The sequence below is a fragment of the aff. Roholtiella sp. LEGE 12411 genome (assembly GCF_015206995.1).
In the GTDB taxonomy this organism is placed as follows: Bacteria; Cyanobacteriota; Cyanobacteriia; order Cyanobacteriales; family Nostocaceae; genus Komarekiella.
Genome location: NZ_JADEXR010000189.1, coordinates 1 through 10,855, shown reverse-complemented (window position 1 = coordinate 10,855; position 10,855 = coordinate 1). Strand labels below are relative to the sequence as shown.

General features: G+C 41.2%; 10 protein-coding genes and 3 pseudogenes. 8 read left to right on the top strand and 5 right to left on the bottom strand.

Going from position 1 to position 10,855, the window contains the following annotated elements; all coding sequences use genetic code 11:
* Positions 1–144 precede the first annotated feature (144 nt).
* The 4 genes and pseudogenes from IQ246_RS26365 (at position 145) to IQ246_RS26350 (ending at position 2,071) form a co-directional block, all read left to right on the top strand.
* Positions 145–321 carry a hypothetical protein gene (locus tag IQ246_RS26365; RefSeq protein WP_194006258.1) on the top strand — a complete coding sequence of 59 codons (177 nt, stop codon included), beginning with the start codon at positions 145–147 and terminating at the stop codon, positions 319–321.
* Positions 322–701: 380 nt separating this feature from the next.
* Positions 702–1,130 carry a YidH family protein gene (locus IQ246_RS26360; protein WP_194006257.1) on the top strand — a complete coding sequence of 143 codons (429 nt, stop codon included), beginning with the start codon at positions 702–704 and terminating at the stop codon, positions 1,128–1,130.
* A gap of 157 nt (positions 1,131–1,287) precedes the next feature.
* A pseudogene (locus IQ246_RS31065) lies at positions 1,288–1,407 on the top strand (pyridoxamine 5'-phosphate oxidase family protein); the annotation flags it as partial.
* Between the two features lie 109 nt (positions 1,408–1,516).
* Positions 1,517–2,071: a pyridoxamine 5'-phosphate oxidase family protein gene (locus tag IQ246_RS26350; protein ID WP_194006255.1), complete on the top strand. Its 555-nt coding sequence runs from the start codon at positions 1,517–1,519 to the stop codon at positions 2,069–2,071.
* 49 nt (positions 2,072–2,120) lie between these two features.
* Here IQ246_RS26350 and IQ246_RS26345 read toward each other — a convergent pair.
* Positions 2,121–2,264 (bottom strand): annotated as a pseudogene (locus IQ246_RS26345) (iron chelate uptake ABC transporter family permease subunit); the annotation flags it as partial.
* 49 nt (positions 2,265–2,313) lie between these two features.
* On the opposite strand from IQ246_RS26345, the gene IQ246_RS26340 reads away from it, so the two are divergent.
* From IQ246_RS26340 to IQ246_RS26330, 3 genes are all read left to right on the top strand, one after another.
* Entirely contained in the window at positions 2,314–2,622 is a 309-nt protein-coding gene (locus IQ246_RS26340) for a hypothetical protein (protein WP_194006254.1), read from the top strand.
* Between the two features lie 12 nt (positions 2,623–2,634).
* Entirely contained in the window at positions 2,635–3,027 is a 393-nt protein-coding gene (locus IQ246_RS26335) for a hypothetical protein (protein ID WP_194006253.1), read from the top strand.
* Between the two features lie 958 nt (positions 3,028–3,985).
* Complete coding sequence (locus tag IQ246_RS26330) at positions 3,986–4,711, top strand: hypothetical protein (RefSeq protein ID WP_194006252.1); 726 nt, start codon at positions 3,986–3,988, stop codon at positions 4,709–4,711.
* Positions 4,712–4,731: 20 nt separating this feature from the next.
* On the opposite strand, the gene IQ246_RS26325 is transcribed toward IQ246_RS26330, so the two are convergent.
* The gene (locus IQ246_RS26325; RefSeq protein ID WP_194006251.1) at positions 4,732–5,862 is read right to left on the bottom strand and encodes a quinone-dependent dihydroorotate dehydrogenase; all 1,131 of its coding nucleotides are present in this window, start codon (positions 5,860–5,862) and stop codon (positions 4,732–4,734) included.
* Between the two features lie 260 nt (positions 5,863–6,122).
* Between IQ246_RS26325 and IQ246_RS26320 the strand changes: the two genes are divergently transcribed.
* The gene (locus IQ246_RS26320) at positions 6,123–8,990 is read left to right on the top strand and encodes a GAF domain-containing protein (protein ID WP_194006250.1); all 2,868 of its coding nucleotides are present in this window, start codon (positions 6,123–6,125) and stop codon (positions 8,988–8,990) included.
* Positions 8,991–9,037: 47 nt separating this feature from the next.
* Here the strand turns inward: IQ246_RS26320 and IQ246_RS26315 are convergent, their stop codons facing one another.
* The 3 genes and pseudogenes from IQ246_RS26315 to IQ246_RS26305 all read right to left on the bottom strand — a co-directional run.
* On the bottom strand, positions 9,038–9,673 hold the full coding sequence (locus IQ246_RS26315) for a PEP-CTERM sorting domain-containing protein (protein WP_194006249.1): 636 nt from the start codon (positions 9,671–9,673) through the stop codon (positions 9,038–9,040).
* A 609-nt stretch (positions 9,674–10,282) separates the two neighbouring features.
* Positions 10,283–10,693, bottom strand: a complete 411-nt coding sequence (locus IQ246_RS26310) for a transposase (protein WP_194006248.1) — start codon at positions 10,691–10,693, stop codon at positions 10,283–10,285.
* Between the two features lie 43 nt (positions 10,694–10,736).
* Positions 10,737–10,855 (bottom strand): annotated as a pseudogene (locus tag IQ246_RS26305) (ISKra4 family transposase); the annotation flags it as partial.

The following is a 10,855-nucleotide window of genomic DNA, read 5'->3' as shown; positions in this document are numbered from 1 at the left end:
AACTGTATTTTGCTTGTCTAAACTATCAGTAACGATATCAAACCCTAATTATTACGTTGACAGAAAATCTGCAAGGTTTAGTCTAAAAGCCTTGTGTGTACTTGCTTTCAAGTTTTAGGACAGGTCTTTTCAGATTACCCGAATTTGAAGTATTGTCTAAAATTGAGGTTAGTTGCTACAAGTAACCCCCAAACTGGAGAAACTGAATTTAATGTTCCACCTGCAAACATTTTTAAATCTGGCGAAGCCAACTGGTTTATTCCTGATAATTTACAAGCTGCGCTTGATGCCGGAATTACCAATGCAAAAATTGATGATTGAGCAATTATAACTAAATTGAAGTTGCAAATTAAGCAAGAAAAACAAATTGAAAACAAGAGTCAGAATTGCTCTGGCTCTTTTCTTTAAATTGTATTCCATTATAGAATTGAAATAGATGGCATAGCAAGCAAGATTATTTATTATAATCTAGCGGTTTTCAGATGAATAAGGTACACCTTAATCTTGATAGCAAGGACTTAAACTCCGTGCTTGGATCTCAGCCATGTGAGAAAAGCTATATTTTAACAAATAAAATTAGTTAAATATGTCAAGTATATTAATAAATCTTGTTATCAAAAAAAATATTTGTTTGTATCTTTTTGAGAGAATATTAATTAAGTATTCACTAGTTTGAACAGTCACCTGACAATGTAAATTCTATGAAGATAGAATCAGAAAAAATAGAGCCCAAGAAATCAGAAAAAGTACAGAAATATAGGTCAGATCGAATTCGGGATCATTTGGCAAATGAACGCACTTATCTAGCATGGATGCGGAGTGGTATTGCGCTCATGGGTTTTGGTGTATTGATTGTGCGTTTGCGTATTATCCGTCCTCCATTAGCACCACAACCCCCTGGTAATGGTTGGAAGTTGGGATTAGCGTTCTCTTTGGTAGGTGTCTTGACAGTGTTACTTTCTACTCAGCACTATTTCGCTGTTCGCCGAGATATTGACGAAGATACCTATCAACCGCCAGACCGTTGGATAATTCTTGCGAGTTTGGCTGTGGCTCTGCTTGGTATAGGAGTAATCTACTATGTCTTCACAGTTCCCTTGGATTATTTGCAGACTTTTATGTTGGAGTGATCGAGTGTGGATTTTTTGTTGCTGTTGAGCGTGAGGATGAGGGCGATCGCACAAAGCACTTGGTAGTTGAGTGAAAAAATGGTACTTGCATTATCCCACTTTTATGACTACTCTAACGATGTAAAATTATAAAGCTGCAAGCCATGCATTAATTTAACAAGGAGTTCATGTCTGCGTGACAGTCACTTTGCTTGATGGTTTAGTATTGGCGCGATCGGTGTTTTACTATTCAATAAACTATCGCTCAATAGTATTATTGTCAGTCACTACAAACGTAGACGTGATCAAGGTTTGTCGTAAGACATCGGCATTTAGGCCTTGCTAGATGGTCTGCGAAGGCATAGGCTGATAAAATGGGAAATTTGCAAATATCAATCAGACAGTCTATGGCTAAATTTTTTGACTGTATTACTGAAGAACTGCAAAGCTTTATTGTTGCCCAACACCTTTTCTTTGTTGGCTCTGCACCTCTGAGTCCTACGGGTCATATTAACTTATCGCCCAAAGGGTTGGATTGCTTTCGCATCCTCTCGCCCAACCGGGTAGCTTATCTAGATCTTACAGGTAGCAGTAACGAAACTTCAGCCCATTTGCAAGAGAATGGGCGAATTACCTTTATGTTTTGCGCCTTTAAGGAACCTCCATGTATCCTGCGTCTCTACGGACAGGGACACACAATTTTACCAAGTTCCACCCAGTGGAACGCCTTGTATTCTCTGTTTTCGTCGCTACCAGGAACTCGTCAAATAATCGTCGCTCATATCGATAAAGTGCAAACCTCCTGTGGTTTGGGCGTACCACTTTATGAGTATCGGGGTCAACGTCAGGCTCTCGTAAACTGGGCAACTAAAAAAGGAGAACAAGGAGTTCAAGACTATCAACAACAGAAAAATCTCGTCAGCCTTGACGGTTTATCGACTCCACTGAGTAAATTACCCTAACTTTAACAAAAGTAGATTAGCAAGCAGAAATGAAGATCAAACTTTTGGATTAGCGTAGACACTTATGGGGCATCATCAAGCCTACGAAACCGATCGCCCCACTCACTGCAACCATCACACCAGTTAACAATGATGTTACCAGAAATAACTGCTTGCGGAAGCGATCGCTATCTGTTCCTAAAGTCATAGCTGTTTTTTCGCCAACAAATAAATTGTGCTTCTACTATATCAGTATTAATTTAATGGAAGCCATACCTGATAATTGGGCAAATATTCAACCTGATACCGTATATCTTTCAATCAGTGGTCTGCTAGTTTCATTTGCAAGTGAACAAATCAAGCTGGGATTAAAATATGATCACAAAGGCAAACATTTAAAAGCCATTGAGAAAGGGCAAGTACCTGCTCGCGGTAATGTTGGGTTGGTGTCTTCCCAAGAATCAGGCTACGATTTGAAATCTAAAGTCTTAGGTAAAGGTGGCGACCGTCGATTTCATGCAAAATTTATTGATGGTATATTACACTTCCCTGGTTTGGTAACAGAACATTAAATCCACGTAACTATGACAAAACTCGAATTGAAAAATCATCAAGTTTGGCGAGATTTAACTGAAATATTAGAAACTTTAGATGCCAATATACTTGTTCAAGAACATCTCGACCAATGTGATTATAAAGTTTGCGGCTACTGGGATGAACAAGATGTATATTATGAAATAATTACGTTGCCGCGTCCCATAAAAGCCGAATTAGTTAGCAGTTCGATTGGCGTTAATCACCAAGAACGTTTTTTACAATTAAAGTTTGTCATCATAGCTGATGCTATTGATAATACAAAAGCTGTAATTAGTAAAGCTCAAAAACTTGGTGAATTAGTTCTTGTTTATGATGAAAATCTAGAATTTGTTGATGAGAATTGGCTTTTAGATGTCGATTCTCCATTACTTGTAAAGTGATCTGGCTCTGTTCTCCAACATAATACGTAATCGACCACGGGGCGATCGCAAATTACAAGAAAGACTCCACTTTTACAGGCGGCAAATTTTTGTGCAGCTTTTGCCCAGCATATTCCAACCAATCATGTCACACAGAGAATAGATGCGCTTTTGGAGCAACCAAACTCTATGGGAAAGCCAAAACTATGATTCTGGCGCTTGTGCCATTACTAGCAGGACTTAGGCACACTCTACGAATTCTCGGCGTTCTTCTCTACCAGACGCTGCGCGTTCACGTAGTGGATCGTAGAGAAGGCGTCTTCTGTGCTAGACGCTGCGCGTTGGCGAAAGCCTCTCGTAGAGATGGCGATTTGATAAATTAAGCTTTTTGGCAACTTTTGCGTAAGTCCTGACTAATTATTCCGTTTTATCATTAGAGCAGCCATTATGCCTCGTCTAGAGCATCGATTCAGTAATCGCAAAAACCCGATTTCTTTTCGGTAAAACGACCAATTATCGTTGACTGTAGAGACGTTGCATTGCTGTAGAGACGTTGCAATGCAACGTCTCTACGAAATAATCGGTTTTTCTCGCCCCTATCTTGAATACTGAATCGGTGTTCTAGCAGCTAGCTGTACCAATTCCCCCAAGGGTTCAGGTATATAGCTTACCAGCACCGCTAGAGAGTAATTGCAACTGCAATTCTATCTAATGCTCTCCATGTTCCTGCCGTCTTCACATTTCTGGAAATTCTTAGGGCAAAAGGTTTTGAGGAAAGCTTGGAATCTAAAACCTTCTTTTTTCTTTAGGAAAAAAACTTTCTAACAACACATAAGTTGAAGGCTATTAAGGTTATAAACTTGCTGTGACTAGATTTTGCTGGCAAATTTACTGCAACTTTGCCAAACGATACAAAAAAATGCCACAATTTTTGCCAAGATGATATTATTTCCAAAAAATTCACTTGGCAAAAATCGGCATGAGTGAAAAACTAATAGAGGACAACGGGAAGGCTTTTCTCGTTCTACTTTTGCCCATCTCGTTTTTGATTATTTTCCTAGTTTCCACTTGGAAAATTCTGCTGGCAGTAATTCTGCTAATTATTGGCTTCAATCTTTGGCAGCAGTATCAATGGCAACAATGGTGTCAGAAAGTTAACCCAATTTTCCATCAGATGGTTCGGGAAAATCAGGGCAGACTGACGCCAATGGACTTGGCTATTAAGGGCAATTTTTCTGGAACAGTGGCCAAACGCTACTTAGATGGGAAAGCCTCAGAATTTGGTGCCAGTATACATAACTCCGAAGACGGAGGTCAGTCTTATTACTTTATAACTGCTAGCATTCTGGGCAACATACTTGACAGCAGTGATCCTGTAAAAGCACTTCCTGCTCAACCAGTTGCTAAAACTGCGCGATCGCTGCTAGCACCACCACCAAAACCACAGGAGGAAGAACTAGAAACTGAATCACTACCACACACAACCCACAAGCAAGTAAAACAATCGCTGGAAAAACAGTTAGTTTTTGGCTCTCTGATTCAATCTGAACTTGCCAAGCGGCTGAATGTTTACTCCAGTACTGTTTACAAACGACGAAACGATCCAGATTTTTCAGAGTGGAGTCGCAGCAGAGATCCCGATGGTATTGCTTGGACATTTTCCGAAAAAGCTAAGGAGTTTTTCCCACTGGAAGAAGAAGGTTAAACAATGCAAAATTGAAAAATTTAGTTTTGAACTTTTGTTTGCAAACCTACAGCTTCGCTGATGGTATTTAAGCCGTTTTGTTCTAACTTGGAAAGCAAACCTGTGAGAATTCGGCGTACCATCAGTGGGCCTTCATAAATCCAGCCTGTGTAAACCTGGATCAAGCTAGCACCAGCAGTGATTTTTTCCCAGGCATCTTCGGAGGAAAAAATGCCACCAACGCCAATAATTAGCATTTTTCCCTGAGTTTGCTGCCAAATAAATCGAATTACTTCAGTGGAGCGATCGCGTAGCGGCTCACCGCTAATTCCACCAGCTTCTTCTTGGGGTGATTTACCAGTTTGGTCTATCACCTGAGTTTTAAGTCCATCACGGCGGATGGTAGTGTTAGTGGCAATAATCCCAGCTAGTTGGTAGGTTTTGGCTAGAGAAATAATGTCCGCGATCGCTTCCCATTCCAAATCTGGTGCTATTTTCACAAAAATTGGCTTTTGTGAATAGTTTTCTTGTTGCAATAAGTCCAAAATCGTGCCGAGCATAGGAGCATCTTGGAGCGATCGCAACCCCGGTGTATTCGGTGAAGAGACATTAACCACAAAATAGTCGCCCAACTCCTTAAGTAAGCGAAAACTATCGAGGTAATCCTGTGCGGCTGCTTCTAGAGGAGTTACCTTAGATTTACCCAAATTTATCCCTATGGGTATTGACTGGGTGAACTTCTGCTTTTCCTGTGTCAAACGTGCCGCCATTGCTGCTGCACCAAGATTATTAAAGCCCATCCGATTGAGAGCGGCTAGGTCTAAAGGTAAGCGAAACAAACGGGGAGGCGGATTTCCTGGCTGTGCATGAAAAGTTACAGTTCCTAATTCTGCAAAGCCAAAACCCAGGTTAGACCAAATGCTAGCAGCTACTCCATCCTTATCAAACCCAGCTGCCAACCCTACGGGATTAGGAAAGTTTAGTCCAAACAAATTCTGTTCTAGGCGTGAATCGTAAAGACACAAGGATTTTTGTAAGCGTTGGTTTACCCAACTGGTAGGGGTTTGCGACAGCCAGCTAAAACTGCGAATCGTCTGCTGGTGTAACCACTCTGGATCGGTTTTTACTAGATTGAACAAAAGCGGACGAATGGCAAATTTATAAATATCCATTAGCTTTTCCAGAAAATTTCCCAATTAGGCATAGTTGCATAAAAAATACCCTCACTTACGGGTAAGGGTATCGGAATTGTGTACATAGTTGCGGCTTTCTTATAGTGTTTTTACTTAAAACAAAGCTTTCATCAAGTTATAAATATTAACTTTTGACTGATTTAAGAGTATCGTTTGGGGAAAATGCACGACAGCTTAATTACTTAGGTTACTTTTCTGGGCATTTTATATATTACAAGCTATTTTAACCAATAATTCAGATGGGGCAGCCGCAAAAACCTATAGCCGCCGAACAGCAGATCGTTTCCTTGGGGCGCGTCCTCCAAAGTCTTAGAGAAGAAGATAATCTTGAAGTTCTGATTGAATCTACTATTTCTTATCTCCAAGAGCAGTTTGACTACAAACTGGTTTGGATTGCTCTTTACGATCGCCTGAATCACATATTGTTTGGTAAAGGGGGGATTACACCCGATAATGACACGAGTCTTTTAAAAAAACGGGTTGTTCTCAATCCTGGAGATTTATTAGAACAAGTGGTGATTGAACAACGTCCCTTGGGTGTAGCAGATTTGCGAGTTGAAATCCGCGTCGCAGAATGGTCAAAAGTTGCAGATAAATTCCACATCCAAGGAACGATTTTTTTACCAATTCGCTACAAAGACCGCTGTTTGGGTTTGATTTTATTGGGTTCAGAACGGTGGGGCTACTTACTGTCTGGAGAAGCAAAAGCACGTCTGATGATGGTTTTGGGCGAACTGGGGGCAGTGCTTTATCAACATGAGATAGATTTGCAGCAAAAGCAAACCAAGCGATCCGATGAGCCATTGTTAGGATTGCTAGAAAATTTACGCACCCTGAGTAACCTAGATCAAAAACTAGAAGCGGTGGTGCAGACAACTCATCAATTTGTCTCCCCTAACCGAACAAATATTTACTGGTTTGAGCGGGAAGGGCGCTACTTTTGGTGTCGGATGAGCAATCAGCTTGTCAAAATCAATCGTGATTCTACCAGTCAGCAAGCGGCGGCGGGAATGACGGTGCAAGAGTTGAGCGACTTTTATTATGCTTTGGTAGTCAATCAAATTGTCTCAATTGGCGACGCCCGCAGTTCTTTGAAAAGCCATTTTACGGCAAAGTTACTCCAACGCCTAGGAGTGCGATCGCTCCTAGCAGCTCCAATTATTTGGCAAAAGAATTTGCTCGGTTTTTTGGCAGTAGAAAGCAATGAGCCTCGAATCTGGACGGAGACAGACAAAAATTTTGTCCAGAGTGCTGCTGGCTTAATCTCGCTAGTTGCTCCCACTGAAGGTATGGAAAGCTCGATTAAACAGATTCAAGAGGATACCCAACTAACTAGCCAAGTTGCCCAAAGTATCTATAGTGAACATGATCTACATAAAACTTTACATATCTGCGCTACAAGAGTTTTAATTCGACTAGCTGCTACCCGCTTTTTATTATTGCAATACGACCCGGAACAAAATAATTATCAATCTATTTACCAAAATCAACCCCATAATCGTAGGCCTTTGACATTTAGTTTTGATGCTCTCAAAGAATTGGATGGGCAGCTTTTGCAGCGTTCAACTCAAGCGGTGGAGATTGAAAACTTAGATGAAGATTTGCGCTTTTTTAACTGGCGTCCATCCTTACTAGAAAATGGTGTGCGATCGCTACTAATTTGCCAATGTGCTCAAGGTAATACACCAGAAGCGCTTTTAATCATCACTCACGAAACCCATCGCTCATGGACAACTTGGGAAAAAGAATTACTGTGGGTTGTTAGTCAACAAGTTGGTGTAATTGTTCGTCAGTGGCAACTGAACACCCGCACTCAGCAACAAGAAAAAATTTCTCAGACATTTGAACAATGTCTACGCATGTTGGCACAAGCCCAAAACAGCAACGCAGCAGGAGAAAAGTATTTGGAACGCACAGCACTAGAACAAATAGCATCTGTTCTGGGCTGTCCCTTAGCGGTGTTACTATCCTGGTCGCCTGGTCAGCGTTGGGCAGAAGTTATACCAGGGGTAATTACTAATACTCAGTTTGGGATTTTTTCCGATGCATCTATTTCCATCAAAGCTGAGGCACTAATTCAGTGGGCGCTTGCTCAAGAGAGTCACTTGACTCTGAAAATGGATGATTTACCCCCAGAAACACGGAAATGGTTTAATGGGCCTGACATCGGTCAAATTTTGGTGATGGCATTACGCACCACTGATGATTATGAACCTACAGGTGTGGTTTTGTTGGCAGATCATCATGAGCGCCACTGGTCAGAACAAAGCCTTACTGCTACAGCAACACTAATCTCTCAATTAGCTTGGTGGCGTCGTCAAAAGCAAATTACTCAACTTTTAGAGTCTACAACAGAGGAATTACGACAACTCAATTGGTACAAAAACCATCGTCTAGAGGAAATCCAAAGAACAGTAGCGCTGTCGCTCACTCAAATAAATGATTTAGGCATTCCAACTAATGAACTTGCTCAGATGCGCTACCAGCTATTGCTGCGGCAGTTAGACCAGACTACCACCTCTATGAGTGGACTGCTAAAACTTGAGCAGTGGCAGCTACATATCAGCTGGGAAACTATGTCAATAGCTAGTTTACTGAAGCGATCGCTCGAACGAGTTGAAAATTTACTCAAACAACAGAAACTATGGATCGGTGTGCATGGTTTGGGACAACCGATTGAGGATGGAGAGTTACCAAAAAACTCTTCATTGGTTAGAGGGGTTATTACCTCAAATTCTCAATCCTCAATGGCGATCGCTGGCGATATTGTAAAAATTGAATTAGTTCTCCATGAATTATTAGTTGCTGCTTGTTACCGTTCTCACGGTAGCAGAATTGATATTTGGTGTCGTCGCTTAGATGAGCGATCGCTAGAACTATCGATTACGGATAACGGCAAAATCGAACCACAGCTAATGACAGCGCTATCTAGCAATACACCCAAGGATGTGCTTGCTCCCTCTCACCTCGACCAACCACCAGGTTTACATCTACTAATTTGTCAAAACCTCATGCAGCAACTTGGAGGAGAATTGCATTTCTATCAATTACCCGATCATCGGGTAGTCAGCCGCTTGCTGTTGCCATTAGCTGGTAATAATTCTTAGGTTTAAGATGGGAGCGATCGCCCAGCTTGGTTGCAAAGAATAAGCTGCTATGCCTTCAATTCATCTTTATTTTGTTTCTTGGACAGCTTACGCTTGAAGGCAGTACCAAAGCTTATGGCTGTAGCTGCACCAAGAATGGTTTGCGATTCAGGTACAGCGACTGTAGTCGCGGTGAAAACACCTGTAGTGGATTGATCATCAAACACTAATAATCCATTGTTGGTATTTAAATCACTAAATGTCCACTGTAACAATTCGGTAGAACCTGAGATGGGGCCTATGGACGAAAACATATCCCATGAATTAAATACACTGTTAGAAGGTCCATTGTACAGATCCGATCCAAAAATGCCTCCACCGAGAGAAAAGCCAACAACACTAATAGAGTTGCTGACAAAGGTTCGTGTAGGGATTGTGAACGTGAAATTCCCTACGTTATTTATCTCGATTGAAGCAGAATCGTGAGAGATAGAAAAGCCCTGCCCGAATTCTTCCCCGAATTCTTGACGATTAGTTGTATCCCCAGTAGCTAGAATCCGGAAATTGGCGTTATTGAAAGATATACCGTCCAAAGTCCCCGAACCGGAACCTTCGTGGGTGAAAGTGATAAGTGCTGCACGTCCTACAGACGGTATTCCTGAAATTAACAAACCACCAATTAAAATTCGTAGTACTAAATGCATTTTTATTTTTTCCTTGTTTTAAGTAACCAATTTTCCCCTTTTCAAGGAGAGTTTAAGGTATATTTTATGCTGAGACTCGCGGATTATTACCGTGAAAATATGTAACTGCGTAAACATTACCATTTTTTATACGTTATGTTATCTGATGGATCAAGCAAATAAGGAAGCTTTACTAAAGCTTTTTGCAGCAACCCCTAAATAGAAAGTTTTTGTGTGGATGGGGCTGATATAGCCTTTTAACTCGATGCCTAATGGACATTAAGCCTACTCCGAGCAAGAAGGAGCAACGGCATTGGGTGCTGATTACCTTGCCGGATGGTACTTTTCCATTACCCAAACCATTTGACTTCTTACTTTTTGCTTAAGTGTGATCAAAGCAGCGATATCTAACGACAAGCCGCTTCTCTACCAGACGCGGTGCTTAGCTTGCTTCGACCTAGGAGTACGCATCTACGCTCGCGCCAACCTCTTCTTTTACAAAAAAGTTATCGCATACGACGATTGCACCCTTGCAATTGCAAAAGAACTACAAAAGGGAGCATCCCAAATGTGCAAAAATAAAGAAAGGAAAATCATTCGCGATGAATACTCGCGAATAATAAGGGGGACTCAATCTTGTGGATCTTCCTCCTCTTGCTCAGAACCAGAACTAATATCTAGTAGACAATCATCAAGGGTATCAATTATTTTCTGTATCTCATCCCAAACAGAACGTCTGAAAACAGACATAACAGTATCAATATGTTCAGGAGTACCAGCTTTGCCTAAATGCTTGTATTTACTCAGTTTTGAAGATGTCGCTTGAGGTAAGCAAGGAGTAGAAGCTTGTAATTTATAGTACCAATACTTCTTCAGATTTTGGCGGACTTGGTAACGCGCTACCCAAGCTCCTTGTGGAGCAAGCGCCCCCTGCCTTAATATAATAGCTTGTTGTTTTTCTAAAACTGTAATCGCTTTCTTAATCCGCTCAAATCGAGCGATTTTGTCAAGTTCCGCATCGTTGGCTCTTGGTTTTGGCATACACAGACACACAAAACTATTCGCGATTATACCTAGCGAAGTACAAGAGGCAGAGATTATCTTGAAAGAATGCTCCGTAATATATCCCCTGCAATCTTCCTGTTTTATACTCTTTCCAGTATGCAGGTTTTCCTTTCTCTTGAGAGCGTAACCGTACTTTTC